The organism is Streptomyces sp. NPDC033131, from assembly GCF_055578365.1.
The window spans coordinates 146377-170954 of sequence record NZ_JBVIPA010000017.1; the positions used below are offsets into that span (position 1 = coordinate 146377).

28 protein-coding genes are annotated in these 24578 nt (G+C 71.7%); 6 read left to right on the forward strand and 22 right to left on the reverse strand.

Annotation, left to right across the window (positions count from 1 at the left end):
* Positions 1 to 9: 9 nt before the first annotated feature.
* Entirely contained in the window at positions 10 to 1254 is a 1245-nt protein-coding gene (locus tag ACZ5XS_RS22750; protein ID WP_468654077.1) for a TerD family protein, read from the forward strand.
* A gap of 48 nt (positions 1255 to 1302) precedes the next feature.
* Here the strand turns inward: ACZ5XS_RS22750 and ACZ5XS_RS22755 are convergent, their stop codons facing one another.
* Together ACZ5XS_RS22755 and ACZ5XS_RS22760 are read right to left on the reverse strand one after the other, a co-directional pair.
* Positions 1303 to 1875 (reverse strand): TetR/AcrR family transcriptional regulator, encoded by a 573-nt coding sequence (locus ACZ5XS_RS22755; protein WP_468654002.1) that lies wholly within the window; start codon positions 1873 to 1875, stop codon positions 1303 to 1305.
* 105 nt (positions 1876 to 1980) lie between these two features.
* Positions 1981 to 2283, reverse strand: coding sequence for a hypothetical protein (locus tag ACZ5XS_RS22760; protein WP_468654004.1), 303 nt, complete (start codon positions 2281 to 2283; stop codon positions 1981 to 1983).
* A 130-nt stretch (positions 2284 to 2413) separates the two neighbouring features.
* Between ACZ5XS_RS22760 and ACZ5XS_RS22765 the strand changes: the two genes are divergently transcribed.
* Entirely contained in the window at positions 2414 to 2587 is a 174-nt protein-coding gene (locus ACZ5XS_RS22765; protein WP_468654006.1) for a hypothetical protein, read from the forward strand.
* A gap of 95 nt (positions 2588 to 2682) precedes the next feature.
* On the opposite strand, the gene ACZ5XS_RS22770 is transcribed toward ACZ5XS_RS22765, so the two are convergent.
* The 5 genes from ACZ5XS_RS22770 to ACZ5XS_RS22790 all read right to left on the reverse strand — a co-directional run bounded on the left by ACZ5XS_RS22770 (position 2683) and on the right by ACZ5XS_RS22790 (position 9446).
* The gene (locus ACZ5XS_RS22770; RefSeq protein WP_468654008.1) at positions 2683 to 3699 is read right to left on the reverse strand and encodes a 1-aminocyclopropane-1-carboxylate deaminase; all 1017 of its coding nucleotides are present in this window, start codon (positions 3697 to 3699) and stop codon (positions 2683 to 2685) included.
* A 20-nt stretch (positions 3700 to 3719) separates the two neighbouring features.
* On the reverse strand, positions 3720 to 4367 hold the full coding sequence (locus tag ACZ5XS_RS22775; RefSeq protein ID WP_468654010.1) for a GntR family transcriptional regulator: 648 nt from the start codon (positions 4365 to 4367) through the stop codon (positions 3720 to 3722).
* Between the two features lie 93 nt (positions 4368 to 4460).
* Positions 4461 to 6041 carry a TROVE domain-containing protein gene (locus tag ACZ5XS_RS22780; RefSeq protein ID WP_468654012.1) on the reverse strand — a complete coding sequence of 527 codons (1581 nt, stop codon included), beginning with the start codon at positions 6039 to 6041 and terminating at the stop codon, positions 4461 to 4463.
* A 337-nt stretch (positions 6042 to 6378) separates the two neighbouring features.
* The gene (locus ACZ5XS_RS22785) at positions 6379 to 7824 is read right to left on the reverse strand and encodes an alkaline phosphatase PhoX (protein ID WP_468654014.1); all 1446 of its coding nucleotides are present in this window, start codon (positions 7822 to 7824) and stop codon (positions 6379 to 6381) included.
* 185 nt (positions 7825 to 8009) lie between these two features.
* A complete protein-coding gene (locus tag ACZ5XS_RS22790) occupies positions 8010 to 9446 on the reverse strand; it encodes a hypothetical protein (RefSeq protein WP_468654016.1) in 1437 nt (478 codons plus the stop codon).
* A gap of 279 nt (positions 9447 to 9725) precedes the next feature.
* Between ACZ5XS_RS22790 and ACZ5XS_RS22795 the strand changes: the two genes are divergently transcribed.
* Positions 9726 to 11552, forward strand: coding sequence for an endonuclease/exonuclease/phosphatase family protein (locus ACZ5XS_RS22795; protein ID WP_468654017.1), 1827 nt, complete (start codon positions 9726 to 9728; stop codon positions 11550 to 11552).
* A gap of 20 nt (positions 11553 to 11572) precedes the next feature.
* Here the strand turns inward: ACZ5XS_RS22795 and ACZ5XS_RS22800 are convergent, their stop codons facing one another.
* From ACZ5XS_RS22800 to ACZ5XS_RS22810, 3 genes are all read right to left on the reverse strand, one after another.
* The gene (locus ACZ5XS_RS22800; protein WP_468654019.1) at positions 11573 to 12313 is read right to left on the reverse strand and encodes an SRPBCC family protein; all 741 of its coding nucleotides are present in this window, start codon (positions 12311 to 12313) and stop codon (positions 11573 to 11575) included.
* Between the two features lie 16 nt (positions 12314 to 12329).
* Positions 12330 to 12950: an ArsR/SmtB family transcription factor gene (locus ACZ5XS_RS22805; RefSeq protein WP_217235720.1), complete on the reverse strand. Its 621-nt coding sequence runs from the start codon at positions 12948 to 12950 to the stop codon at positions 12330 to 12332.
* Positions 12951 to 13018: 68 nt separating this feature from the next.
* Positions 13019 to 13702 (reverse strand): antibiotic biosynthesis monooxygenase, encoded by a 684-nt coding sequence (locus ACZ5XS_RS22810; protein ID WP_468654021.1) that lies wholly within the window; start codon positions 13700 to 13702, stop codon positions 13019 to 13021.
* Positions 13703 to 13841: 139 nt separating this feature from the next.
* Between ACZ5XS_RS22810 and ACZ5XS_RS22815 the strand changes: the two genes are divergently transcribed.
* A complete protein-coding gene (locus tag ACZ5XS_RS22815; RefSeq protein ID WP_468654079.1) occupies positions 13842 to 14873 on the forward strand; it encodes a YihY/virulence factor BrkB family protein in 1032 nt (343 codons plus the stop codon).
* A gap of 457 nt (positions 14874 to 15330) precedes the next feature.
* On the opposite strand, the gene ACZ5XS_RS22820 is transcribed toward ACZ5XS_RS22815, so the two are convergent.
* From ACZ5XS_RS22820 to ACZ5XS_RS22835, 4 genes are read right to left on the reverse strand one after another with little or no spacing between them, the layout of a single operon-like run.
* On the reverse strand, positions 15331 to 15801 hold the full coding sequence (locus tag ACZ5XS_RS22820) for a DUF3618 domain-containing protein (RefSeq protein ID WP_468654023.1): 471 nt from the start codon (positions 15799 to 15801) through the stop codon (positions 15331 to 15333).
* Positions 15798 to 16217, reverse strand: a complete 420-nt coding sequence (locus ACZ5XS_RS22825; RefSeq protein WP_468654025.1) for a phage holin family protein — start codon at positions 16215 to 16217, stop codon at positions 15798 to 15800. Before ACZ5XS_RS22825 ends, ACZ5XS_RS22820 begins: the two co-directional genes overlap by 4 nt.
* A 51-nt stretch (positions 16218 to 16268) precedes the next feature.
* Positions 16269 to 16967, reverse strand: a complete 699-nt coding sequence (locus tag ACZ5XS_RS22830; protein WP_468654027.1) for a hypothetical protein — start codon at positions 16965 to 16967, stop codon at positions 16269 to 16271.
* Positions 16964 to 17092, reverse strand: a complete 129-nt coding sequence (locus tag ACZ5XS_RS22835; protein WP_468654029.1) for a hypothetical protein — start codon at positions 17090 to 17092, stop codon at positions 16964 to 16966. The genes ACZ5XS_RS22830 and ACZ5XS_RS22835 overlap by 4 nt, the downstream gene beginning before the upstream one ends.
* 175 nt (positions 17093 to 17267) lie before the next feature.
* Between ACZ5XS_RS22835 and dapA the strand changes: the two genes are divergently transcribed.
* Positions 17268 to 18164, forward strand: a complete 897-nt coding sequence (gene dapA, locus ACZ5XS_RS22840; protein WP_468654031.1) for a 4-hydroxy-tetrahydrodipicolinate synthase — start codon at positions 17268 to 17270, stop codon at positions 18162 to 18164.
* Here the strand turns inward: dapA and ACZ5XS_RS22845 are convergent, their stop codons facing one another.
* The 6 genes from ACZ5XS_RS22845 to ACZ5XS_RS22870 all read right to left on the reverse strand — a co-directional run bounded on the left by ACZ5XS_RS22845 (position 18165) and on the right by ACZ5XS_RS22870 (position 22467).
* On the reverse strand, positions 18165 to 19373 hold the full coding sequence (locus tag ACZ5XS_RS22845; RefSeq protein WP_468654033.1) for a WD40 repeat domain-containing protein: 1209 nt from the start codon (positions 19371 to 19373) through the stop codon (positions 18165 to 18167). It abuts the gene before it with no gap.
* The gene (locus tag ACZ5XS_RS22850) at positions 19370 to 19930 is read right to left on the reverse strand and encodes a SigE family RNA polymerase sigma factor (RefSeq protein ID WP_468654035.1); all 561 of its coding nucleotides are present in this window, start codon (positions 19928 to 19930) and stop codon (positions 19370 to 19372) included. The genes ACZ5XS_RS22845 and ACZ5XS_RS22850 overlap by 4 nt, the downstream gene beginning before the upstream one ends.
* Positions 19931 to 20095: 165 nt before the next feature.
* A complete protein-coding gene (locus ACZ5XS_RS22855; protein WP_468654036.1) occupies positions 20096 to 20320 on the reverse strand; it encodes a hypothetical protein in 225 nt (74 codons plus the stop codon).
* Between the two features lie 133 nt (positions 20321 to 20453).
* Complete coding sequence (gene dapD, locus ACZ5XS_RS22860) at positions 20454 to 21443, reverse strand: 2,3,4,5-tetrahydropyridine-2,6-dicarboxylate N-succinyltransferase (RefSeq protein ID WP_468654038.1); 990 nt, start codon at positions 21441 to 21443, stop codon at positions 20454 to 20456.
* A gap of 158 nt (positions 21444 to 21601) precedes the next feature.
* Positions 21602 to 22147: a TetR/AcrR family transcriptional regulator gene (locus ACZ5XS_RS22865; protein ID WP_468654040.1), complete on the reverse strand. Its 546-nt coding sequence runs from the start codon at positions 22145 to 22147 to the stop codon at positions 21602 to 21604.
* Positions 22147 to 22467, reverse strand: coding sequence for a DMT family transporter (locus ACZ5XS_RS22870; protein ID WP_468654042.1), 321 nt, complete (start codon positions 22465 to 22467; stop codon positions 22147 to 22149). Before ACZ5XS_RS22870 ends, ACZ5XS_RS22865 begins: the two co-directional genes overlap by 1 nt.
* 410 nt (positions 22468 to 22877) lie before the next feature.
* Between ACZ5XS_RS22870 and ACZ5XS_RS22875 the strand changes: the two genes are divergently transcribed.
* Entirely contained in the window at positions 22878 to 23705 is an 828-nt protein-coding gene (locus tag ACZ5XS_RS22875) for an AbfB domain-containing protein (RefSeq protein WP_468654044.1), read from the forward strand.
* Positions 23706 to 23769: 64 nt separating this feature from the next.
* Here the strand turns inward: ACZ5XS_RS22875 and ACZ5XS_RS22880 are convergent, their stop codons facing one another.
* Together ACZ5XS_RS22880 and sufU are read right to left on the reverse strand one after the other, a co-directional pair.
* Positions 23770 to 24102 (reverse strand): metal-sulfur cluster assembly factor, encoded by a 333-nt coding sequence (locus ACZ5XS_RS22880; protein WP_020130530.1) that lies wholly within the window; start codon positions 24100 to 24102, stop codon positions 23770 to 23772.
* Positions 24099 to 24563, reverse strand: coding sequence for a Fe-S cluster assembly sulfur transfer protein SufU (gene sufU, locus ACZ5XS_RS22885; protein ID WP_217235706.1), 465 nt, complete (start codon positions 24561 to 24563; stop codon positions 24099 to 24101). The genes ACZ5XS_RS22880 and sufU overlap by 4 nt, the downstream gene beginning before the upstream one ends.
* Between the last annotated feature and the right edge of the window lie 15 nt (positions 24564 to 24578).

The window sequence follows — 24578 nt, forward strand, 5'->3', positions numbered from 1 at the left end:
ATGACAGCTATGACCCCCGGCTCGAACATCCCTCTGTCCGCCGCCCGCGTGACGGTGGACGTCGCCGCTCCGGTGCGGCTCGACGTATCGGGCCTGCTGCTCACCGCCGACGGCAAGGTGCGCTCCGACGACGACTTCATCTTCTACAACCAGCCCACGGGCCCCGGCGTGACCTACCGCTCCGGCGGCGGTACGGCCCCCGACGCGATCGTCGTCGACACCAGCGCCGTCCCCCCGGGCATCGAGAAGATCGTGGTCACCGCCAGCCCGGACGCGGCCGGCCAGACCTTCCAGGGCATCGAACCCACGGCCACGATCCGCAACGGTGACGACAACAGCGTCCTGGCCACGTTCACGCCCCCGCAGCTCGGCACCGAGACCGCCCTGGTCATCGTCGAGGTCTACCTGCGCAACGGCGTCTGGAAGGCCCGCGCGGTCGGCCAGGGCTACGCCAACGGCCTGGCCGGCATCGCCACCGACTTCGGCGTCTCGGTCGAGGAGCCCGCCGCTCCGGCCCAGCCGGTCGCCCCGCCGCCGAACCTGCAGCGGCCGGCCGCCGCGCCGCCGAACATGCAGAGGTCGGTGGCGGCCTCGGCCCCGCCCGTGGACCCGCGCGTCACCACGCCCCCGCCGCCGGCCGCTCCCCCGGCCCCGCCCGCCGCCGCCCCCGGCGCCGGGAAGATCAACCTCGACAAGGGCCGGGTCAGCCTCCAGAAGAACCAGACCGTGTCCCTGGTCAAGGGCGGCCGGCCACTGCTGTCCCAGGTCAAGATGGGCCTCGGCTGGGAGCCGGCGTTCCGCGGCAAGGACATCGACCTGGACGCCTCGGTCATCGCCTACGGCCCGCAGCGCAACCACATCGACAGCTGCTACTTCGGCAAGCTGTCCATCGTGGGCGGCGCGATCAAGCACTCCGGCGACAACCTCACCGGCGAGGGCGGCGGTGACGACGAGGTGATCGTCGTCGACCTCGGCCGCCTCCCGCAGGAGGTCACGGGCCTGGTCTTCACGGTCAACTCCTTCTCCGGCCAGAAGTTCACCGAGGTCGCCAAGGCGTACTGCCGCCTGCTGGACGCCGCGAGCGGCGAGGAGCTCGTCCGCTTCGACCTCACCGGTGCCGAAGCGCAGACCGGCGTGCTGATGGCCAAGCTGATCAAGCAGTTCTCCGGCGAGTGGGAGATGACGGCGATGGGTGACTTCGTGAAGGCCCGCACGGTCCGGAACATGGTGAAGCCGGGCGCACAGTCGCTGTAGTTTCCGGTCCGGCTTCGGGGGCGCCCCCTCGTCGGGGCGCCCGCCGCCTCACGTCCCCGGCCGCAGTCCCTCGGTCAGCAGCGCCAGGTACCGCCGGATCGCCCTGCCCTCGCCGTCCGCCAGCTCCGACGCCGTGGCCACCCCGTGCGCGAGCCGCAGCACCTCGATCGGCTCGACGTCCGGCCGCAGGGTGCCCTCCCGCTGCGCCGCCTCCACCAGCCGCGTCACCGCCGACCTCATCGTGTCGGCGCACAGGGTGGCCGCGGTCGCGCTCCCGTCGGTGACGGCCGAGCCGAGCAGCGCCTTCAGTCCGCGGACCTGGAGCATTCCGGTACCGAGCTCGTTCAGCCACTCCACCAGCGCCTCGCCCGGCGGCAGCTGCCCGGCGATCTCGTCCGCGCGCGCGGCGATCGCCTCGATCCGGTCGACGTACGCCGCCTCCAGCAGCACCTGCCGGGTCGGGAAGTGCCGGTACAGGGTGCCGGATCCGACCCCGGCCCGCTTGGCGATGTCGTCGAGGGACGCGCCCTCCCCGTGCTCGGCGAAGGCCTCGGCGGCCACCTCGAGCAACCGCTCGTAGTTGCGACGGGCGTCCGCGCGCATGGGCCTGACCTGCGTCATCCAGCACCTCCTCGTACGACCGGGGGCCTCCCCCGTACCTTACGAGCAAGCACAAGGGCCCGTCCGGCGGTCATGCCGGACAGGCCCCCGATGATGTGCCGACCGTCAGTCCCGGGCCGGCGTCGGCTGCGGAACGTCGGCCGCCGGGGCCGCACTGAGCGGAGTGCGCCGTGAGATCCCCACGCCGGCAAGGCAGAGGGCGCCCCCGGCGAGGGCCGGCGCCGAGGGGAACTCGCCCGGTGTGGGCCAGGCCGGCACCACGGTGATGGCCGGGACGATGCGGAGTCGCTCCACGCCCACGCCGGGGAGGTGCGTACCTCCGCCACACCTCCGGCCTGGCTGCTGGTGATCGACGCCGAGGTCGCCGAGGTCGCCGTCGACGGAGGGCCGGGCCTCAGCGTCGTACACGAACCGTCCGTGGTCGCGACGTTGTGGCACACGCTCACCGGGGCGTGGGGCCAGGCGCGGCCCTTCGACGGCCGCTACGACCACGACAGCGCGCTCCGCCTCCGCCCTGATCGACGAATCCGTTCTGCGCATGCTGCTGAACGGCCTCGAGGACAAGGTCATCGCCCGGCGCCTCGACATCTCCCTGCGTACCTGCCAGCGGCGCATCGCGGACCTCATGGACGCCCTGGGCGCCAGGACCCGTCTCCAGGCCGGCTACGTGCTCGGCCGGCGCCTGCGGACCGGTGAGCGCCGGGCCGCGTAGCGCGGGCACGCGAGAGCCCCTTCCCGCGGTGCGGAAAGGGGCTCGCTCCGGGCCCTGGTGACGAACCGCGGCACCGGGGAGAGCCGCGCCCGGCGCTAGAACAGAGCGCTGTACGCGTTCAGCGCGGGCTGCCCGCCCAGGTGGGCGTAGAGCACGGTCGAGTCCCGGCCGATCTCCCCGCGCGCCACCAGGTCCACCATCCCGGCCATCGACTTCCCCTCGTACACGGGGTCGGTGACCATCCCCTCGGTGCGGGCCGCGAGCCGCATCGCGTCCAGCGTGGCCTCGTCGGGGATTCCGTACGTGCCCGCGTGATACCGGTCGTCGAGCTCCACGTCCGCTTCGGTCAACTCCGCTTTGACGCCGATGAGTCGACCGGTGTTGTGGGCGATCCGCGCGATCTGCTCCCGGGTGCGGACGGGCGCCGCCGACGCGTCGATGCCGATCACGCGCCGCTGCCGCCCGCCCGCCTCCTCCAGGGCCCGGAACCCGGCGACCATTCCGGCCTGGGTGGACCCGGTCACCGAGCACACCACGACGGTGTCGAAGAAGACGTCCGACTCCCGCTCCTGCTCGGCGACTTCGTACGCCCACCCGGCGAAGCCCAGCCCGCCGTACGGGTGGTCGGAGGCGCCGGCCGGAATGGCGTAGGGCTTGCCGCCCGCCTCCTCGACCTCCCTGAGCGCCTGCTCCCAGCTCTCCTTGAACCCGATCCCGAAGCCGGCCTTCACCAGTCGTACGTCGGCGCCGGCGAGCCGGCTGATCAGGATGTTGCCGACCTTGTCGTACACGGAGTCGGGCCACTCGACCCAACTCTCCTGCACGAGAACGCACTTGAGCCCGGCACGGGCCGCACAGGCCGCGACCTGACGGGTGTGGTTCGACTGCACCCCGCCGATGGAGACGAGCGTGTCGCACCCCTTCGCGAGCGCGTCGGCGACCAGGTACTCCAGCTTGCGCGTCTTGTTGCCGCCGTAGGCGACACCGGAGTTGCAGTCCTCGCGCTTGGCCCACAGGGCGGCGCCGCCGAGGTGCGCCGTGAGCCGCTCCAGGGGGTGCACGGGGGACGGGCCGAAGAGGAGGGGGTAGCGGTCGTAGGAAGAAAGGGACATGGGTCCTCCCGGGGTCGGGATCAGTCGCTGTCGGCGAGTTCGGCCAGGCCTCGCCAGATCTCCGCGGTGACACGGACCGCTTCGTCCACGTCCGAGGCCGCACAGGACTCGATCAGCCGGTCGTGCAGACCGGCCGACCGGCAGTTGCCGCCCTCGCCGAAGCGTCGTCGCTCCAGGCGGCGGATGAGGGGGGTGTAGCGGGCCGCGGTGGCGGCGGCCGCGCGATTGCCGCTGACGCGGACGAGGACGTCGTGCAGTGCGTCGTCCGCGCGCAGGGCGCTGTCGACGTCGCCGGCCTGGACGGCGGCCGCGAACCGCTCGTTGGCCGCGCGCATCGCCTCGACGTCCGCGGCGAACAGCCGGGGCACGGCGATCCGCGTGACCAGCTCGTGCATGGCGCCGACGACGGCGGCGGCGTCCCGTACGTCGGAGGCCACCACCGGCGTCACCCGCGTGTAGCTCTGCGGCTTGCTCTCCAGCAGCCCCTCGTCGACCAGCCGCGAGAACGCCTCCCGCACCGGTGCCCGGGACAGCCCGAGCCGCTCGGCGAGCTCTGCGTCCCGCACGACCGCGCCGGGCTCGATCTCCCCGGCGACGATGGCGTCCCTGATGGCTTCGTACGCGCGGTCCCTGAGCAGGGTGCGCGGCACGGGTCGGATGGCCTCCATGAATTGAAATGTTAGATGTCAGTCAGGGGTAGAGGCAAGGGGCACAACGAAGACGGGCCCGCACCGAAGTGCGGGCCCGTCCACGAGGGAGCGTCAGGCAGCCCACGGCCAGTTGGCGTCCCGAGCCGCCTCGAGCAGCGGCACCATGCGGAACGCCGCGTCCGAAAGGCCGCCGAAGGTGTGCCGGTTCGCCTTGCCCGACGGGCCGTGGCCCGCCCGGTACCCGGCGAGGTTCCAGGTGTAGACCGGCACGTCGGCCGGGACCTGCTCGGTCGGGTCGCCGTAGGGGCTGGACGCGTACTGCTCGTCGGTGACGATCAGCACCCGGTCGTGCTTCCGGTAGTGCCGGCGCACCGCCTGAGTGGTGTCGGTGCCGCCCAGGCTGCGGAAGCCGCCGAGGATCTTCAGCACCGACTCGCTCCGGCTGAAGTTCAGCGGGTGGCTGTTGGTGCCGAACTGGACGAGATCCGCGTCCGCAGCCCGCAGCGCGAGCGCCGCGCCGAAGATCGCCGCCGCGTCGGCCCGGTTGAGCTGCGACCGGTCGGACAGCCGCGAGAACATCGAGCCCGAGCGGTCGACGAGGATCAGCGTCCGGCCGGGCAGCGCGGGCACGTGGGCCAGCGAGTGGCCGAGCGCCTGCTCCAGCGGGTACGACCAGCGCAGCGACGGTGCGTGCTGGTACGCGGCGAGGTACCGGAAGGGGAACTGCCGCGAGCGCGCCACCTCCGCCGGGTCGGCGATGCGTGCGGCCACCCGGGCCGCCGCCTCGTCACCCACGCCGGCCTGGTCGAAGTTCCGCAGGTTCCGTACGAGCGCCATCACGCCCATCGACGGAATCACGGCCTCCCAGGCCGCCTTGTCCATCGGCCCCTGCAGCCATCCCGCCAGCGCCTCCCACGTCATCCCGGCCGCCGCCAGCCGCTCGGCACCACCTTCGGAGGTGACGACCGCGCGCCGCTCCTCCACCGGCAGAGCCATCAGCTCGCGGTGGGCGGTCAGGGCACGGCTGGACGCGGGCGGCACGGCGGTGTCCGGGTGGTGCCGGCGGTCCAGGGCGTACCGGAACAGCTCGCCCTGCCACGGCTTGTCCGGGTCCGGGGCCGCGTGCACGAGGTTGAGGATGTCGCCGAAGCGGTAGCCCTTGGACGCGGTGTCGTACTTCAGGAGCGACGTGCCACCGTAGAGACGTCGTACGGCGTCGGCGACACCGCGCTTGACGGGCTTGGGGACGTTGCGGCCGTACAGGGCGGTCCAGTACGCGAGCAGCTCACCGGGCTCGTCGGGCCGCTGGAGCACGGAGTCGACGACCTGCCGGTTGGACGGCCCGTCGGTCGCACCCGCGTCGAGACGTGCCTTCACGTACTCGGCGGCGCCCACGACCGCTGCCGTGCGGAGGTTGCCCTCGCCGCGCAGCCAGCCGAGCAGGCCGGCGGTCCACGCCGGGTCGGTGACGGCGAGCTCGGCGACGAGACGCGCGTAGCGGTCGTCGCGGGCGGCGCCGGTCTCGTAGAAGGTCTGCTGCGACACGAAGTTGGACACGGCGAGCAGGAAGAGTTCGGAGCGCGCGTCACGCTCGCGGCCCCGGCCGCCCTCGAAGGTGCGGAGCACCCGGCCCGTCGAGGTCACGCGCGAGGTGGGCTGTGCCTTGGCGGCCCTGGTGTTGAAGCGTGCCATGGTGAATTCCCCCGAATTCGCTGGTGTTTCGGAGGAAGGCTCAGCAAAAGGTGGATGCCCGAGATCGAATTCGGCGACGGTACACACACGGCGCGTCTTCCATTTCCGCCACACCGACCCTGAGTCGGTGACGGGATTCGAACCCGCAACATACCGCGTCCCGAAGTAGCCGTTGCCTGCGCACCGGGCACCCACCATGAGCTGCGCCTCCCGAGATCAAGTCGGCTGCGGCTTCGGATTCTTTGGAAGAGAAGTAGCCGCTGCCATCGCACCGGGAGGTGCGTGACGTTCTGATCTCACTGTAGGAGGCGCAACTCGGAAGGGGCGACCGAATTAATCAGCCACGCTTCTGGCGCTTCCAGGGCCCGGTGATGGCGAGCAGGATTCCCGGCTTCTGGATGTTGGCGAACAGCGTCCTGCCGTCGGGCGAGAAGGTGACGCCGGCGAACTCGCTGAATTCCGGCTCCTCTTCGGTGCCGACGTTCAGGTCGTTGCGGGCGATGGGGTAGGTGCGGCCGCGGTCCGTCGCGCCGAAGAGGTGCGAGACGCCTTCACCGTCCTCGGCGAGGACGAGGCCGCCGTACGGGGAGACGGTGATGTTGTCGGGGCCGTCGAAGGCGCCGTCCACGGAGGGGTCGGGGTTGACGCCGAGGAGGACCTTCAGGGTGAGGGTGCGGCGCTTGGGGTCGTAGAACCAGACCTGGCCGTCGTGCTGGACGGGGCTCTCCGCGCGGGCGTACGAGGAGACGAGGTAGGCGCCGCCGTCGCCCCACCACATGCCCTCCAGCTTGCGGGCGCGGGTGATCTCGCCGGTGCCGAACTGCTTGCGCACGGCGACGGCCTTGGCGTCGCGGTCGGGTACGTCGACCCAGTCGACGCCGTACACCGTGCCGATCCTGGTGGCGCGGGAGAGGTCGTCGACGAACGTGCCGCCGGAATCGAAGCACCTGGGCGCCTGGAGGACACCGGCGTCGTCGGCGAGGGTGCGGAACTTTCCGCGGCCGTGCTCGAAGCCCTTGGGCGGGGTCCAGCGGAAGAGCAGGCCGTTGGGGCTCGCGGCGTCCTCGGTGAGGTAGGCGTGACCGCGCCTGGGGTCGATGACGACGGCCTCGTGGTCGTAGCGGCCGAAGAACTTCAGGGGCTTGGGGTTCTTGTTGGCGCGCCGGTCGGCCGGGTCGACCTCGAAGACGTAGCCGTGGTCCTTGGTCATGCCGTTGGTGCCGGCCCGGTCGGAGTTCTCCTCGCAGGTGAGCCAGGTGCCCCACGGGGTGCTGCCGCCCGCGCAGTTGGTGGAGGTGCCGGCGATGCCGACCCACTCGGCGACCCGTCCGTCGGGGCGGACCTCGACGACCGTGCAGCCCCCGGAGGCCGCCGGGTCGTAGACCAGGCCCTCGGTGAGCGGGACGGGGTGGTCCCAGTTGGCTCGCGGGCCCTTCAGCTCGTGGTTGTTGACGAGGAGGGTGGTGCCGCGCGGTCCGGCGAAGGTGGCCGTGCCGTCGTGGTTGGACGGCGTGAACTCGCCCGACTCCAGCCTGGTCTTCCCGCTGTGGGTGAGGATGCGGTAGGTGAACCCGGCGGGCAGCGCGAGGATGCCCTCCGGGTCGGGGATCAGCGGTCCGTAACCGACACCGCCGTGGATGTCCGCCGAGTCCCGCGCGCCCTCGGTCTCGGTGGACGCGAGGGCGTTCGGAGCGGTGGCGAGAGCGCCGACGCTGCCCGCCAGCGCGACACCGGCACCGGTGATCGCGGATGTTCTGGCGAAGTCCCTGCGGGTGAGCGACATGCTGTCTCCTGTGACGGGGGGTTTGCCGTGGAGGGTGGCGGACCTCGGTCCGCGCAACCGTCCCGCCCGCGCCTGAACGCCGGTTGAACACCGGACGACTTCACCGGGCCCTGTTGCGTGAACCCGTGCGCACCACCCCAGGAGACCCCGAAGGGACCTCACGGGTCACCTCAGGTCTGTCCGGCTCAGCCCCCTTGCTGCGACCGCGCCTTGAACGCCGCCTTCCGTGCCTCCTTCGCGATCCTCTTGTCCGGATGCAGCCGGCCCATCGCCTCCAGGACGTCCGCCGTCGCCGGGTGGTCGACCCGCCAGGCCGCCGCGAAGAATCCGCTGTGCTGCTGGGCCAGCCCCTCCACGAGGCTCCTGAGCTCGTCGGAGTTGCCCTCGGCCGCGAGCTGTGCGGCGAGCGTGTCGACGGTCAGCCAGAACACGAGCTCCTCGGACGGGGCCGGCACGTCGGAGGCACCCCGCTCGGCCAGCCAGACCCGGGCCAGTCCGCCGAGTTCGGGGTCGTCGAGCACGTCGCGCAGGGCGGGCTCGGCCTCGTCGCCCACCAGGGACAGCGCCTGCTGGCAGAGCAGTCGCCGCAGCGGCGCACCGGCGTCCGAGCCCCGCGCCGCCGCCAGCAACTCCCGTGCCGCGGCGAGGGATTCGCGGCGGGCCAGCCACTGCTCGGTCTCGGCCTGGGCGGCCGTCGGCGGGAAACCGGCCGTACCGTCGAGCAGCGCGTCGGCCCCCTTGTCCGCGAGGTCGCCGACCGCGGGCGCCTCGAACCCGGCCTCCAGGAGCCGCGCCCTGAGGCCGTACAGGCCGAGCGGGGTCAGCCGGACCATGCCGTAGCGGGAGACGTCGGTGTCGTCGACCGGTGACGCGGGCTCCTCGTCGGTGTCGGCCATCAGCGCCTCGTCGACGGGCCGGTACGCCACGAGTCCCACCGGCTCCAGCAGCCGGAACTGGTCGTCGAGCCGCATCATCGCGTCGGAGACCTGCTCCAGCATGTCGTTGGTGGGTTCACCCATGTCGCCGGGGACGATCATCGAGGCGGCCAGCGCGGGCAGCGGAACCGGCGCCTCGCCGGGCACGTCCTCGCCCGCGGTGAGGAGGTAGAGGTTCCCGAGCACGCCGTCCAGGAACTCGGCCTCGGCCTCGGGGTCCCAGTCCAGGGACGAGAGGTCGATCTCGCCGGCGCCCTCTTCGGGGTCCATCGCACCGATCAGGTCGTCCAGGTCCGGCACGCTAGCGTCGGCGAGCACGGTCTCCAGCGCGGCCAGCCACACGCCGAGCACGTCGTGCGGGGCCCCGCCGGTGAGCAGGGCGAGTTCCTCGCCCGCGGCGACGGTGCCGGCCTCCTCGTCGACGACCTCGACGAGCCCGGTGTCGACGGCGACCCGCCAGGCCTCGCTCGCGTACGCCGCCGCGTCGTCCCCGCTCAGGCCGAGGGCCTCGGCCGCCGCGGGCAACTGCTCCTCGACGAGCCCGCCCCCGGCGTCGATCCGCGTCCCGGGCCCGGCCCAGCGGGCGAGCCGCGCGGCCCGTGACAGCAGCGGCGTGGACAGGGCGTCTCGCGCCAGCTCCGCTTCGGGGTGCAGGCGCACCGGTGGCAGGGGGGAGCTGTCTGACATCGGCTGGTTCTCCTAGAGGCGTGTCGTACCACTCAGCCGCTCAGCCTAGACCGCTTTCCACCCATGCCACCCGGTTCCTCTCCCGGTCAGGGACCGTACATGGCCGAAACCTTGACAAGTGGCGTGACCAGGCACGAGATTGACGCGCGTAGAAACCCGGCGGACATCTGTTCACGCTAACTTCTACGCGCGTCGCCACCGCCCCACAGGTCGCGGCTCCCACCGTTCCACGCACCACCCTCGTCCCGGCGCCCATGTACGTCCCCGGAGGGATCCCCGTTGCCGAGCAAGTCTTCCGCGCGTCTCGCCGCGCTCACCGTCGCCGCCGTCTGTTCCGCGGCCTCCACCGTCGTCCTCACCTCGCCCGCGCACGCGGACTCCGTGAGCATCCATGACATCCAGGGCACGACCCGGATATCCCCGTACGCCGGCAAGACGGTCACGGACGTGGCCGGAATCGTCACCGGCGTGCGCACCTACGGCTCCTCCAGAGGCTTCTGGATCCAGGACCCGAACCCGGACGCCGACCCGGCCACCAGCGAGGGCGTCTTCGTCTTCACCAGCTCCGTCCCGAAGGTCGCGGTCGGCGACGCGGTGACCGTCTCCGGCACGATCTCGGAGTTCGTCCCGGGCGGCACGTCCTCCGGCAACCAGGCGCTGACCGAGATCGTCCGCCCGACGGTGACCGTCGTCTCCAGCGGCAACGCGGTCCCGGCCGCCACCGTCGTCGACGCCAGGTCGGTGCCGAGCGCCTACAGCCCGGCCGGTGACACCGCCGCGGGCGGCTCGGTCAACGGCCTGACGCTGCAGCCGAAGAAGTACGCCCTGGACTACTACGAGTCCCTGGAGGGCATGAACGTCCAGGTCGCCGACGTCCGCGTGGTCGGCGCCACCGACCCGTTCACCGAGCTGTGGGTCACGGTGAAGCCGCGCGAGAACAACAACCGCCGCGGCGGCACGGTCTACGGCTCCTACGAGTCGCAGAACACCGGCCGGCTGCAGATCCAGTCCCTGGGAGCGAGTGCCGACTTCCCGAAGGCGAACGTCGGCGACGTTCTCACCGGCAGCACCGCGGGCCCGCTGGACTACAACCAGTTCGGCGGCTACACCCTCGTCGCGGGCCGGATCGGCACGCTGAAGAGCGCCGGTCTCGCCCGCGAGACCACCGAGAAGCAGAAGAACGGCGAGCTGGCGGTCGCGACGTACAACGTCGAGAACCTCGACCCGACCGACGCCTCCTTCGAGGAGCACGCCTCCGCGATCGTGCACAACCTGAAGTCGCCCGACATCGTGTCCCTGGAGGAGATCCAGGACAACAACGGCGCGAAGAACGACGGCACGGTCGCCGCCGACCAGACGGTGACCAAGCTGATCGACGCGATCGTCGCGGCCGGCGGCCCGGCGTACGACTGGCGCTCGATCGACCCGGCGAACAACACCGACGGCGGCGAGCCGGGCGGCAACATCCGCCAGGTGTTCCTGTTCAACCCGGAGCGGGTCTCCTTCACCGACCGTGCGGGCGGCGACGCCACGACCGCCGTCGGGGTCACCAAGGAGAAGGGCAAGGCCGCGCTGACGGTCTCCCCGGGCCGCATCGACCCGGCCAACACCGCCTGGAACAGCAGCCGCAAGCCGCTGGCGGGCGAGTTCGCCTTCCGCGGCCGGACGGTGTTCGTGATCGCCAACCACTTCAACTCCAAGGGCGGCGACCAGGCTCTGACCTCGCAGTTCCAGCCGCCGGCGCGCAGTTCGGAGACCCAGCGTGCCCTGCAGGCGACCGCGGTGAACGCGTTCGTCAAGGACATCCTGGCCACCCAGAAGAACGCGGACGTCATCACCCTCGGTGACATCAACGACTTCGAGTTCTCCGGCACCACCGAGATCCTGGAGAGCGACGGCGCCCTCTGGTCGGCGATCAAGTCGCTGCCGAAGAGCGAGCGTTACTCGTACGTCTACCAGGGCAACGCCCAGGTCCTCGACCAGATCCTGGTCAGCCCCTCGATCCGGCGTTCCTGCGACTTCGAGTACGACAGCGTGCACGTCAACGCGGAGTTCAACGACCAGATCAGCGACCACGACCCGCAGGTGCTGCGGTTCAAGCCGTAGCCGCCGACCGGTCGTAGTGCTCAGGGCTGGCTGAACACACCGTTCAGCCAGCCCTTCCACGCGGCCTCGTCGGCCTCCGCGTCGGCATGGGCCGCGAAGTCGTGGACGCTGATCCCGACCGGGTAGCTCCAGTGGTTGCGCCCGAAGAAGCGGATCAGGGCGTCCTCGGTGCGCAGCCCGATGAAGTACGGGTTGCGGAAGTCCACTACGGCGTCCAGCGGTTGGCCCTCGGGGCCACGAGCCTGGACGCGCGCGCCCTCGGCCGTGTCGTCCGAGAGGCCGAGCGCCCGGCCGACGGCGGCGAGCGCGTCCGGCGTCTTGGACGTGTCGGGGCCGTCGAAGGTGGTGAAGGCGGCCGTGCGGGGCGCGAAGTGGAGCAGGTACTGGCGCAGGGTCGCCATGTAGAAGTCGGTGTGCTTCGCGGCACCGTCGTACTGGTTGTCCCAGTCGTCGACGAAGATCCCGCTGTGCACGTACCGCACCCAGGCGCGGCGGCCCTCGTCCCGCGGTTCGATCGTGTAGTCGAGCTGGTTGAGGGTCTGTTCGGAGATGCCCTCGACGTCCTCGACACGGTTGGTGTAGCGGTGCGGCGGGTCCCAGGCGGTGACCTTGGACCCGAAGGGTCCCTTGCCGCCCTCGCGCGGTTCGGGGGCCTCCATCGGCCACAGCCAGCCGTCGGTCCCGGCGGTGACCGCCTCCCACACCTGCTCGGGTGAGGCGTCGACCTCAAACTCGCGGGCGATCTCGAATTCCTTGGACATGGTGGGCTCCTGAGGACTACTGGTCCAGTTCTGGGGCGGGCTGGGCGTCGCCCGTGGGCTTGAGCGTGGGGTGGACGGCGACGACGATCCGGTGATCACGTCCGTCCTCGGTGTCGGGGGCGTCGTACTTGCGGATCAGCGCGGTCACCCCCGCCGTCAGCTCCTGGATGAACGCGGCCCGGTCGGCGGCCGAGGCGAAGCGCACCTCGCCGTCCAGCGCGTACGTCGCCAGCCGCTTGCGGGCTTTGGCCGCGCCGGTGATCAGCGAGCCGACGTCGCTGACGAGCCGGGCCCCGAGCGCGAGCAGCCAGCGGGCGGAGAGCTGGTCGCGGAAGCGGTCCGGGTCCGGCTGCACGGCGGCGAGCGCGAGCGGCGAGATGACGTACGACGCGGCGGTCGCCCGCATCAGCCGCTCGGTGACGTTGCCCTTGCGGCGCTCGCCCGCCAGCTCGACCAGACCGTGCCGCTCCAGCGCCTTGAGGTGGTAGTTCACCTTCTGCCGGGGCAGCCCGACCTGGCCGGCCAGCATGGCGGCCGACGCGGGGCCGGCCGCCAGTTCGGCGAGCAGCCGGGACCTTATGGGGTCCAGGGAGGCGGCAGCGGCCTCGGGGTCCTCGATCACGGTCACGTCCAACATGGATCCACCGTCTCACCGAAAACTTTTTTTGTCCAGACGATTTGGATTTTCGGCTGGCCTGTCGGACGTCACTCGGGCACGAGGCCGAGGGCGTGGTCGTAGCGCGTGCCCGTGAAACCCTGCACACCGGGGTACGACCGCACCCGCTCCCACTCCTCGCCGACCGGCACGGCGATGGCCCTGTCGTACGCCTCCGCGGTCTCCCATTCCGCGTAGGCGAGGACGTGGGTGCCGTCGGTGGCCAGGTGGAAGTGCGCGGCGATCAGGCCGTGGTGGGCGCCCGGGCCGGGGGGCGTCCGCAGCAGGAGGTCGATCCAGTCGCCGCGCCGGCCGGCCGCGCCGGGCTCGAAGTCGACCCGCACGGTCACGATCAGCCCCGGCACACGGTGATCGCAGGTGGCCCGTTCCTCGCTGCGGTAGTACCGGTACCGGTCGAGTCCGACGCGCTCGATGCCCGGTACGGCGGTGTCGATCTCGTCGTTGCGTTCCTGGCGGTGGGTCTTGACGAAGGCCTCGTAGGCCTGCTCGCCCGCCCACTGCGAGTGGTGCATCAGCGTCCCGCCGTCGTGCCCGGTGTAGACGTGGTAGGCGAGCAGGCCGGCGGCCGGCCAGGGCCTGCGCTCCCAGGTGTGCGCGATCGCCTCGACGGCCTGCCGCTGCCGCTCGGGTGTGCCGACTCGCCAGGTGCTGAAGAGGGCGGCACCGACGCGGGGGTGGGTCAGGTCGGGGTGAGTGCCGGTACGGCGGGTCATGACGGCCTCCGTCGATGGGTACGGGATGCGTGCACCGGCCACTCTTCAACCTCAACCAAGATTCAGGTCAAGTAGCCGATTCGCGGGGGGAATTCGGGAGACCCGCCTGGTCATGGACGAGAAGGCCCGGAGGGCCGAGATGACGGAGAAGGCCGACACGGCCGAGACGACGGGGACGACGGGGACGGCCGGGACGACGGAGACGGCGAAGACGGAGACGGCGAAGACGGACAGCCCGTCCAAGTTGCCCGCGCGGTCGTGGCGGGCGGTGGTGTGGCGCACGCTGAAGGAGTTGCTGGACGACGAACTGGCCGACCGGGCGGCCGCGTTGACGTACTACGGCGTCCTGTCGCTCTTCCCGGCGCTGCTGGTGATGGTGTCCCTGCTCGGCGTGGTGGGACAGCGCGCGACGGACAAGATCCTCGACAACATCGGCGACCTCGCCCCCGGGCCCGCCCGGGACATCCTGCGGGACGCGGTCGTCCAACTCGGCGACAGCGGCGGCACCGGCAGTGTGCTGGCCGTGCTCGGCCTGCTCTTCGCCCTGTGGTCGGCGTCCGGGTACGTCGCCGCGTTCATCCGGACGTCCAACGCGGTGTACGACCTGCCGGAGGGCCGCCCGGTGTGGAAGCTGACGCCGCTCAGGCTGGGGCTGACCGTGGTGCTGATGCTGATGCTGGCCGTGAGCGCGCTGATCGTGGTGTTCACGGGTCCGCTGGCCGAGCGGGCCGGCACGACGATCGGTCTCGGTGACGAGGCGATCGCGGTGTGGGGCGTCGCCAAGTGGCCGGTACTGCTGCTGCTGGTGATCCTGATGATCGCCCTGCTGTACTGGGCCGCCCCCAACGTCCGCGGCCGGGGCTTCCGCTGGATCTCCCCCGGCAGCGTCCTCGCCACCCTGATCTGGTTGGCCGCGTCCGCCGGATTCGCCCTGTACGCGGCCAACTTCGGTTCCTACAACAAGACGTACGGCACCCTCGCGGGCGCCATCGTCTTCCTCGTGTGGCTCTGGCTGACCAACATGGCGATCCTCCTGGGCCTGGAGTTCGACGCGGAACTGGCACGCGAGCGGGCGATCACGGCAGGCCGCCCGCCGACGGAGGAGCCGTACGTGGAACCGAGGGACACCCGAAAATGGCCGCCAAGGCTGAGGGCCGCGCGCGGCAGGTGAGGCGGGTTCCCGACCCACGGACGATCACCCCGCGAACAGCACCCGCAAGCGCCGGGCCGCGCCATCCACACCGCCCCACACCGCCCCCTCGGCCAGTCGTGCCGCGTTCCCCGCGGGCAGTCGTGCCGCTGGGCGGCACGGGTGGGCGCGGGGAACGCGGCACCCCGTAAACGCCGGGCTGCGCCATCCACCCCACACCCCCCCGCGGGCAGCCATACCGCCGGGACGACACGGGCAGGCACGGGCCGCACCCCCCCAGCAGAGCCAGACCACGCCGCCCACCCCGGCCCGCCACCGTCACCCGCGGGCAGTCGTGCCGCTGGGGCGGCACGGGTGGGCGCGGGCGGCACCCCGTAAGCGCCGGGCTGCGCGACCCGCCCCCGGCGTCACCCCACGCACCGCTTCGGCCCGGGCCGGCCGATGCGGCCAACCCGGGCCGAAGACGGCCGGCCCTCTCTCAGCGCCCGGCGTGCCGGCGCCGCAGCACCTCCACCGCGATCAGCGCACCCACCGCCGCCACCCCGACGACCAGCACGGGCCGAGGGTGCCGCGCCCCGGCCTGCACGGCGGTGCGGACCTGCGTGGGCAGGGTGTGTTCGACGGCGTGACCTGCGCGGGTCGCCCTGGACTGGACCGTGTGGCCCGCCTGGGCCGCCTTGTCCTGGACCGTGTGCCCCGCATGGCTGGCCCGGTCCTGGACCGTGTGGCCGGCCATCGCCGCACTGCTGCGGAGCTGTACCGTCATCGCGCCCGCCTTGTCCCTCAGGTCGGCGGCGCGGGCGCGGGCACGGCCCTTGACGTCGACCTTGCCGGCCAGCTCCTCGACCGTGTCGCCGAGCTCGCTGCGGGTGCGTTCGATCTGCCGGCGGAGTTCGTCGGGCCCCTTGGCGCCGCCCGACCCGTGTCCGTGTGCTGCCTTGTCCGTCATCGGTGGGCCCTCTCCCTGATCTCCTCGACGTCGGCCCTGACGCTGCCGAGCGCTTCCTCGGGCGTGGGCGGTGCGGCGCGGCGCAGCTGGGCGCGGCCGGTCGCCGCGAGCAGGGCCGCGAGTGCGAACAGGACGGCCGTCACGATGAGCGCCGCCGCCCAGAGGGGCAGGACCAGCGAGAGCGCGACGACGGCCGTGGCGGCCAGGGCGAGGAAGCCGGCGTAGCCGACGGCACCCGCGGCACCGAGCAGTCCGCCGCCCCGTCCGGCGCGACGGCCCTTTGCCGCGAGCTCCTCCTTGGCGAGGGCCACTTCCTGTCGTACGAGCCGGGAGAGCTGTTCGGTGGCCTGTCCGACGAGGTCGCCCACCGAATGGTGTTCGTCATGTACCGGCCTGGGTGCCGTGGTCCCGGTCACGGTCCGCCTCCTCTCGGTATGGGAACCCCCGAGTACCCTGACCGGCCCCCGCTACCCCTGCGGCCCGCCTCCGGGCCCACGCTCGCCGAGGCGGGCCAGCCGGCTCTGGAACCAGTCGAGCCGGGCCTGCAACAGGGCGGCCTCCGCGACGAGTTCGGGCACCCCGGGCCCGCCGCCGGCATCCGGCGCCGGGGCCTCCCCCGCCACCCGCACACCCGTCCCGGCCACCACCCGCAGCCCGCCCGCGGCCAGCCGGGCGAAGCCGGCCAAGGAGACGGACGTACGACCGCGCAGACATCCCGTGCAGCAGGGAGCCAGCACCCGCCACCCCGGTCTGCCCCAGCCGGCGTCGGCCAGCGCGGCGGCGACCGCGCCGCAGGCGCACGGGCCGACGGTCGCCGTGCGGACGCGCTGACGGGCGTACCGGAAGCCGCGCTCGAAGCGGATGTACCGGCCGAGTACGGAGATCTCGAGCAGGACCGCCGTACGGTGCTCGGCCGTGCACAGCAGTGCCTCGGCCGTCGTACGGTCGTGCACGCAGTGGAACCCGCAGTCGCAGCGGCGGTGTGGTGCCCGGTGCCGCAGGCCGTAGACGCAGGTCGCGTCGTCCAGGACTGCGTACGGCACTGCGCCGCCCAGCGACACCCCGGTGAACCCGGCCCGGGTGCCGTCGTGGGACAGCACCGGGTGGGCGATCTTGTATCCGGTCGGTGGCTCCGTCGGGCGTTCCTCGGGGAGCCGCAGCCTCATCGGGCGGCCGGGACCTCTTCGGGGGCCTTCAGTTCCTTGATCTCCTCGGGGAGGTCGAGTTCCTCCTCGTGGATCTGCGGCCGCTCTTCCGCGACTCCGGTGGCGAGTGCTTTGCCGAGCTTCATGACGCCTCCCATGACCAGGTGCCGATGACCGTCCTGGCCATGGTGACCCATGCGGGCCCACTTGGACATAGGGCCTGCCGACCGCGCGGCGACCGACAACCCCTCAGCGTTCCTTAGCGATACCTCGTAGGAAATTTAAGTGGAGCTTCACTGTCGATGGGCCGAGACTACCCCCATGACGACGACATCCCGCCCCTTCGGCCGCGCCTTGTGCGCCATGATCACGCCCTTCACCGACGGGGGCGCGCTGGATCTCGACGGCGCGCAGCGACTGGCCGACCGGCTGGTGGCTCAGGGCTGTGACGGGCTCGTCCTGTCCGGGACGACGGGTGAGTCGCCGACCACGACGGACGCGGAGAAGGCCGCGCTGGTCACGGCCGTACGGGAGGCGGTGGGCGAGCGGGCGTCGATCGTGGCCGGCGTGGGCACCTTCGACACCCGGCACACCGTCGAGCTGGCTCTGGCGGCCGAAAAGGCGGGCGCGGACGGCCTGTTGGTGGTCAGCCCCTACTACAGCAGGCCGCCGCAGGACGCGCTGGAGGCGCACTTCCGGGAGGTCGCGGACGCGTCCGGGCTGCCGCTCGTGCTGTACGACATCCCGGGGCGCACCGGCACCCGGATCGAGCCGGACACCATGATCCGCCTCGCCGGGCATCCCCGGATCGTCGCGGTCAAGGACTGTTCCTACGACTTCCTCGGTGCCCAGAAGGTCATGGACCGCACGGAGCTGGCGTACTACGCGGGCTGCGACGAGCACAACCTCGCCCTGTACGCGGTGGGTGCGGCCGGGTACATCAGCACGGTCGCCAATGTCGTTCCGGCCCGGCTCCGTGCGGTCCTCGACGCGTTCGAGGCGGGCGACACCCCCGTGTCCGCCCGCCTCCAACAGCGGGTCACGCCGCTGATCGAGTCGATGATGTCGGCGGGCCTGCCCGGCGCGGTCACCGTCAAGGCCCTCCTCACCTCGCTCGGCCTGCCGGCGGGACCGGTCCGCGCACCGCTGCGACCCGCCGACCGGGACACGGCCGACGGGCTGCTGGCGACGTACGAACAGTTCATGGCCGCCGCCTGATCAGCGCTCGGCGAAGACGGGCTCCCAGCGCCCGGCGTCCCCGTCGTTGCCCTTGCGGAAGTCGCTGAGCGGTACGGCCTTGTCGCTGCCGATGGTGACCAGAACGAGCCGCTGATGGAACTCGTTCCTGCCGTCCTTGGCGATGTCCCAGGCGATGAGGGACGTGTTGCCGGCCCAGGCGAGCAGCTGCTGCCCGTGCACCTCGGTCCGCTCACCGGTCGTGGCGTCGAGGACCCAGGAGGAGGTCTTCCACTTCTCGCCCGCGAAGTCACCGGCGACCAGCCTGCCGTCGGGCGACTTCCCCGCTTCGACGTACCACTGCAGGTGCTTCTCGTTCGCCGGTGTGGGGACCTCGGTGCCCGAGAGGTCGAAGAACTGTTTGCCGATGTCCCCCATGGGGTGCCCGGCCCAGACGTGCCGGCCGTCGCTGGTGAGGGCGAAGTCCTGGCGGGAGTTGATGAAGCCGGTGGGGTCGCCGTCGAGCCCGACCTCGCTCCAGGAGCCCTTGCCGGACGCCACGTCGATGACGTGGAAGCCGGTGCGGCTCGACGGCTCCTTCTGGTCCCAGCCCTCGGATCCTTCCATCTTGACCCGCAGGTCGGGGTTGTCGCCGTAGGTCGTCGCGACCAGCTTGCGGCCGTCGCGCGAGAACGCGAGTCCGCCGACCGGGTGGTCGACCCGGATCCACCGCGCGACCATGCCGGTGGTCAGGTCGAGCAGGCCGATCCGCGAGGCGGGCAGGGGGCGTTCCAGGACGGCGGCGGTCTTCATGCCGGGGGCAACGGCCACCCAGGACCACTTCGTGCTCTTCTCGTACCTGCCGCTGTTCTGGTCGAGCAGCCAGTAGGTGCGCTCGTAAACGGCGGTGTCGGCCGTCTTGCGGACGGTCTTCGGGATGAAGTACGCGGCCATGCCGGTGTTCCCGGCCGAGATCAGCTCGCGCGGCGGCGACTGGTCCGGATGGGCGTTGACCTCGGTCTTCGGTACGACGTCCGCGGGGCGCACGTCGGTGCCCCGGCCCGAGTCCAGCAGGGGCACGGCCACCGCGACGGCGACCACGGCGACCATGGCGGCGGCCATGCCCGCGATCCTGCGACTGCGGCGGCGCCGGCGGACCGCCAGCACCCGGTCGGCGAATCCCGGCCGGGTCAGGGGCTGTTCCGCGGCCTGCTCCCGCAGTGCGTCCCGCACGAGTTCCTCGACGTTCACGGACGCACCTCCACAGACGAGTAGTCACGGGACGGCTGCCACTCGGCGCCGGCCGGGCCCAGGGCGGCCAGTTCGGGCGCCAGCGAGCGCAGCCGGGCGAGCGAGCGGTGGGTGGTGGACCGCACGGTGCCGACGGTGCAGCCGAGGAGCCGGGCGACGTCGGCCTCGGGCAGGTCCTCGAAGTAGCGAAGCACGAGCACGGTCCGCTGACGTGAGGTGAGCCGGGCCAGCGCCTCGCGCATCACGACACGCAGTTCGGCCGCGGCCGCCGCGTCGGCGCCCGCCGCGCCCGCCTCGGGCGGCTCGGGGACGCTGACCTCCCGTCTGCGCCACTTCAGCCGCCAGCGGCTGACCTGCTGGCGGTACAGGATCCGCCGTACGTAGGCCTCGGGCTCGTCGATCCGCTGCCACTTGCCCGCCGCCTTGACCAGGGCGCTCTGCAGCAGGTCCTCACCGGCGTGCTGGTCTCCCCCGCAGAGCAGCACGGCCGTCCTCAGCAGCGCCGACGACCGGTTGTCCACGAACTCCCGGAAACTCTCCAGTCCTTCGGCATTCATCGTCACCTTCTCTTCCCCGGCGGCACCTGTGCCCCGCCCCTGCTCCTTGTGACGCTCGCGACCGCCCGCCGCTATGCCACCGGTGGGAAGAATCTTTCGGCGGAACGGACCGGGGCCCGTACCGCACAGGTGTGCGATACGGGCCCCGGTCCACAGCGGGCGCGCTCAGCTCCAGGTGAACCCGTCGCCGATCAGCAGCAGGTGCTCCAGCACGTCCTCCAGCGGATCGTCCACCTGGCCGGTGTTGACCAGTCCGATCCGCGGGCCGTTGTGCGAGGCGGTGTTCGTCTCGTCGGCGTGCGCGGCCCCCGCCGGAAGCCCGCACACCACCGTCAGGGTCAACGCCCCGGACAGCAAACGCGCCACGGTCCTCGCCCGCTCGTTCGTCATTGCACGACCCCTCGTTCGTCGTTTCGGCGTCTGATCGGACACTGCGTCCACCCGTTCATCTGCCGAAAGCACGAGAAGGTCACGCTGAGTAACCCATACGGGACCTCGAGGAGGCCGGTGGTGGCCGTGCGGGTCAGTTGTGGCTGTGCAGGATCTCGTTCAGGCCGCCCCAGACCGCGTTGTTCGGGCGGGCCTCGACCGTGCCCGTGACCGAGTTGCGGCGGAAGAGGATGTGGGAGGCGCCGGACAGCTCGCGCGCCTTGACGATCTGCCCGTCGGGCATGGTGACGCGGGTCCCCGCGGTGACGTACAGCCCCGCCTCCACGACGCACTCGTCGCCGAGCGCGATGCCGACGCCCGCCTCGGCGCCGACCAGGCAGCGCTCGCCGATGCTGATACGGACGTTGCCACCGCCGGAGAGGGTGCCCATCGTGGAGGCCCCGCCGCCGATGTCCGAGCCGTCGCCGACCACGACGCCCGCGGAGATACGGCCCTCGACCATCGACGTGCCGAGCGTGCCGGCGTTGAAGTTGACGAAGCCCTCGTGCATGACGGTGGTGCCGTCGGCGAGGTGCGCGCCGAGCCGGACCCGGTCGGCGTCGGCGATGCGGACGCCCTTCGGGGCCACGTAGTCGGTCATGCGGGGGAACTTGTCGATCGAGGTGACCTGGAGGTGCAGGCCCTCGGCCCGGGCGTTCAGCCGGACCTTCTCGACGTCGTCGACGGCGACCGGGCCGAGCGAGGTCCAGGCGACGTTGGCGAGGTGGCCGAAGATGCCGTCCAGGCTCTGGCCGTGCGGCTTGACCAGGCGGTGCGAGAGCAGGTGCAGGCGCAGGTAGACGTCGTGCGCGTCGATCGGCTTGTCGTCGAGGGAGCCGATGACCGTACGGACCGCGACCACCTCGACACCCCGGCGGGCGTCCGGACCGAGCGCCGCGGTCGCGCCGCCGCCGAGCAGTTCCGCCGCACGCTCGGCGGACAGCCGTTCGGTGCCGGACGGGCCGGGCTCGGCGGTGAGCTCGGGCGCGGGGAACCAGGTGTCGAGGACGGTGCCGTCGGCGGCGAGTGTGGCGAGGCCGGCGGCAACGGCGCCGGTGGTGCGAGGAGCAGTCGTGTCGGTCATAACGGCAACCTAACGTGGCAGGGGGCGCCCGGGCGAACCGGTGCGCACGCCGTCTCATGTGCCGGTCGCACCGTCCGCGATCCGGCCCGGACCGGTCCCGTCCCGCACATCGGCGGACCCACCCCCACGTCGGCGAAGAGGACCGCGGCCGTCCCGGTTCACGCGCCGGCGTCGATGACCCTCGCCAGCATCTCCCGCGCGTACTCCTCGTCGTACGGCGTGCCCGTCAGGAGCACCTGCAGACAGATCCCGTCCGTCAGCGCGACCAGTGCCCGCGCGGTGGCCGGGTCGGCGCGGGCGGCGAGCCGGTCGGCGAGGTCGTCGGCCCACTCGGCGGCGACCGGGCGCAGGGCGGGGCGGCGCAGGGCGGCCAGATAGAGCTCGTACTCCAGCTCGACCCCGGTGCGTTCGCCGGCCAGCCACTCGCCCAGCAGGCCGGCGAGTTCGGTGGCCAGATCGGTGCGCGGGTCGGCGAGGCCGCCGCGGGCGGCGACCACCTTGGCGAAGCCCTCGTTGGCCTGGCGGAGCGCCGCGACCATCAGCTCGTCGAGGGTCTTGAAGTGGTACGTCGTGGAGCCGAGCGGCACGTCGGCCTCGGCGGCGACCGATCGGTGGCTCAGCCCGGCCAGGCCCTTGGCCCCGACGACCCGGATCGCCGCGTCGATGATCCGCTGCCGCCGCTCGGGGTCGTAGCGGCGGGGCATCAGTGCGCACCGCCCAGGTTGAGCACCACCACTCCGACGATGATCAGCGCGATGCCGGCCGCCTTGGCCGCGGTCATCCCCTCCCCCAGGAACGCCATCCCGATGGCGGCGATGGCGGCGGTTCCGACGCCGGCCCAGATCGCGTACGCGGTGCCGACCGAGATGGTCTTCAGCGTCTGGGCGAGCAGCACGAAGGAGACCACGTAGCCGAGGACGGTGAGCAGCGAGGGCACCAGCCTGCTGAAGCCGTCGCTGTATTTCATGGCCGTGGTCCCGGCGACCTCGGCGGCGATCGCCGCGGCGAGCAACAGATATCCCATGTGTACGAGCGTACATAACGCCGCCTGCCGCTCGCGCCGGACACGCACGCCTCGCGCCCTGCGCCCTGCGCCCGCACCGGGTCACCAACCGGCCGCGGTTCGGTAAGGTGCGGCCTGGACCGCTCCGCGCAGCACGTAACCGTGGCGTTCAGCCGTCTGCCCAACACGGCTTCCAGGGGTCGTATCTGATGTGAGGTCAGCCGCAACTGCGGGCGCCCGCCCGCGAGGTGTGCGGGGTGCCGTGGGTGAGAGCTGTGAACATCTGACCGCGCGGGAAACCGGGGAGGCCGTAAAACCACTCGTGCAAACGGCTCCCAGGAGCTCACCGGCTCCACTAGTGTTTCACCGTTCATCCACTTCCCCGTCTCGGCCGCAGCCGTCGCCCCAGGCGCCCGCCGGAGGAATCGCACATGCCACGAAGCAAGTCCCGGCCCTCTCAGAACCAGCCATGGGAGAGCGGCTGGTCCCCGGACACCACCCGGGTGCCGGGAACACGACGTCTGTGGCTGGCCGGTGCGCTGGCGATAGCCACGGTCGCCGCGTGCGTGACGGCGGTGACCATGACGGAGCATCAGACCGACGATCCGTCACCCGCACCTGACCAGGCGGCCGCCGCGGACCCGAGCGGCCCCGGTCTGATCTCCTACGCCACCCCGTCCACGAAGGCCGCTTCGGCATCCGGCGACGAGAGCGCGTCACCGTCCGCGCCGACGACCACGAGCGCCCCCGAACCCCAGGGCTCGGCCTCCGCGCGCCCGCCCTCCGCTCCCGCCGAGCCCTCGACCTCGCACCCGAGTCCGGCCGCCCCGAAGCCCTCGACGACCTGGCGCTCGGTCCGCTCGGCCAACTACCCCGACCGCTACTGGCACATCAGCGGCGGCCTGGTGCGGCTCGACCAGGTCGGCGGCTCGGAATCCCGCGAGGACTCGACCTTCAAGCTGGTCAAGGGCCTGGCCGACAGCTCCTGCCACTCCTTCGCCACGGCCGACGGCAAGTACCTCCGCCACCGCGACTTCTTCCTGCGCGCGGACCGCGACGACGGCTCGTCCCTCTTCAAGCGGGACGCCACGTTCTGTCCCCGCACCTCACCGGTGTCCGGCGCGATCATGCTGGAGTCGGTCAACTTCCCGGGCCGCTTCCTGCGCCACAAGAACTTCACGCTCCGCCTGGAGTCGTACCAGCACAGCGGCCTCTACCAGGCGGACTCGGCGTTCCGGCTGGTGGGCGGCCTGGCCTGAGCACGCGAAACGGCGACGCCCGAAGGCGTCGCCGTTCGCATCAGCTCGTGGATGCTCGTGGTTCTCAGACGTTGAAGCCGAGCGCCCGCAGCTGCTCACGGCCGTCGTCCGTGATCTTGTCCGGGCCCCACGGCGGCATCCAGACCCAGTTGATGCGCAGCTCGTTGACGAGGCCGTCCGTGGCGGACTTGGCCTGGTCCTCGATGACGTCCGTCAGCGGACAGGCCGCCGACGTCAGGGTCATGTCGATCGTCGCGATGTTCGCGTCGTCGATGTGGATGCCGTAGATCAGTCCGAGGTTGACGACGTCGATGCCCAGTTCGGGGTCGACGACGTCGTACAGGGCCTCACGGACTTCCTCTTCCGAGGCCGGCTTCATCTCAAGGGTCTCGCTCATGCCGTCTTCCTTTCGGCGTCGGCTCCCAGCGCCTGGGCCGTCGCGTCCTTCCACGCCATCCAGCTCAGGAGAGCGCACTTCACCCGCGCCGGGTATTTGGAGACACCGGCGAACGCGACCGCGTCCTCCAGCACCTCCTCCATCGCGTCGTCGGGCTCGATCCGGCCCTTGGACTGCATCAGCTCCAGGAAGGTCTCCTGGATCTTCTGCGCGTCCGCCAGGTCCTTGCCGACCAGCAGGTCGTTCAGCACGGAGGCCGAGGCCTGGCTGATCGAGCAGCCCTGGCCCTCGTACGAGACGTCCTCGATCGTGGTGCCGTCGTACTTCACCCGCAGCGTGATCTCGTCACCGCAGGTCGGGTTGACGTGGTGCACCTCGGCGTCGCCATCGCGCAGACCACGCCCGTGCGGGTGCTTGTAGTGGTCCAGGATGACTTCCTGGTACATCGAATCCAGCTTCACGATCCAGCCAGCCCC

Excerpts from the sequence above, each read along its gene's own strand:
- dapA (WP_468654031.1), top strand. The coding sequence starts at position 17,268 with ATGACGACGACATCCCGCCCCTTCGGCCGCGCCTTGTGCGCCATGATC.
- ACZ5XS_RS22865 (WP_468654040.1), bottom strand. The coding sequence starts at position 22,147 with ATGCCCCGCCGCTACGACCCCGAGCGGCGGCAGCGGATCATCGACGCG.
- ACZ5XS_RS22810 (WP_468654021.1), bottom strand. The coding sequence starts at position 13,702 with ATGACCCGCCGTACCGGCACTCACCCCGACCTGACCCACCCCCGCGTC.
- ACZ5XS_RS22880 (WP_020130530.1), bottom strand. The coding sequence starts at position 24,102 with ATGAGCGAGACCCTTGAGATGAAGCCGGCCTCGGAAGAGGAAGTCCGT.
- ACZ5XS_RS22750 (WP_468654077.1), top strand. The coding sequence starts at position 10 with ATGACCCCCGGCTCGAACATCCCTCTGTCCGCCGCCCGCGTGACGGTG.
- ACZ5XS_RS22775 (WP_468654010.1), bottom strand. The coding sequence starts at position 4,367 with ATGGAGGCCATCCGACCCGTGCCGCGCACCCTGCTCAGGGACCGCGCG.
- ACZ5XS_RS22755 (WP_468654002.1), bottom strand. The coding sequence starts at position 1,875 with ATGACGCAGGTCAGGCCCATGCGCGCGGACGCCCGTCGCAACTACGAG.
- ACZ5XS_RS22785 (WP_468654014.1), bottom strand. The coding sequence starts at position 7,824 with ATGTCGCTCACCCGCAGGGACTTCGCCAGAACATCCGCGATCACCGGT.
- ACZ5XS_RS22870 (WP_468654042.1), bottom strand. The coding sequence starts at position 22,467 with ATGGGATATCTGTTGCTCGCCGCGGCGATCGCCGCCGAGGTCGCCGGG.
- ACZ5XS_RS22815 (WP_468654079.1), top strand. The coding sequence starts at position 13,842 with ATGACGGAGAAGGCCGACACGGCCGAGACGACGGGGACGACGGGGACG.
- ACZ5XS_RS22790 (WP_468654016.1), bottom strand. The coding sequence starts at position 9,446 with ATGTCAGACAGCTCCCCCCTGCCACCGGTGCGCCTGCACCCCGAAGCG.
- dapD (WP_468654038.1), bottom strand. The coding sequence starts at position 21,443 with ATGACCGACACGACTGCTCCTCGCACCACCGGCGCCGTTGCCGCCGGC.
- ACZ5XS_RS22800 (WP_468654019.1), bottom strand. The coding sequence starts at position 12,313 with ATGTCCAAGGAATTCGAGATCGCCCGCGAGTTTGAGGTCGACGCCTCA.
- ACZ5XS_RS22770 (WP_468654008.1), bottom strand. The coding sequence starts at position 3,699 with ATGTCCCTTTCTTCCTACGACCGCTACCCCCTCCTCTTCGGCCCGTCC.
- ACZ5XS_RS22805 (WP_217235720.1), bottom strand. The coding sequence starts at position 12,950 with ATGTTGGACGTGACCGTGATCGAGGACCCCGAGGCCGCTGCCGCCTCC.
- ACZ5XS_RS22830 (WP_468654027.1), bottom strand. The coding sequence starts at position 16,967 with ATGAGGCTGCGGCTCCCCGAGGAACGCCCGACGGAGCCACCGACCGGA.
- ACZ5XS_RS22855 (WP_468654036.1), bottom strand. The coding sequence starts at position 20,320 with ATGACGAACGAGCGGGCGAGGACCGTGGCGCGTTTGCTGTCCGGGGCG.
- ACZ5XS_RS22835 (WP_468654029.1), bottom strand. The coding sequence starts at position 17,092 with ATGAAGCTCGGCAAAGCACTCGCCACCGGAGTCGCGGAAGAGCGGCCG.
- ACZ5XS_RS22820 (WP_468654023.1), bottom strand. The coding sequence starts at position 15,801 with ATGACGGACAAGGCAGCACACGGACACGGGTCGGGCGGCGCCAAGGGG.
- ACZ5XS_RS22850 (WP_468654035.1), bottom strand. The coding sequence starts at position 19,930 with ATGAATGCCGAAGGACTGGAGAGTTTCCGGGAGTTCGTGGACAACCGG.
- ACZ5XS_RS22780 (WP_468654012.1), bottom strand. The coding sequence starts at position 6,041 with ATGGCACGCTTCAACACCAGGGCCGCCAAGGCACAGCCCACCTCGCGC.
- ACZ5XS_RS22765 (WP_468654006.1), top strand. The coding sequence starts at position 2,414 with ATGCTGCTGAACGGCCTCGAGGACAAGGTCATCGCCCGGCGCCTCGAC.
- ACZ5XS_RS22875 (WP_468654044.1), top strand. The coding sequence starts at position 22,878 with ATGCCACGAAGCAAGTCCCGGCCCTCTCAGAACCAGCCATGGGAGAGC.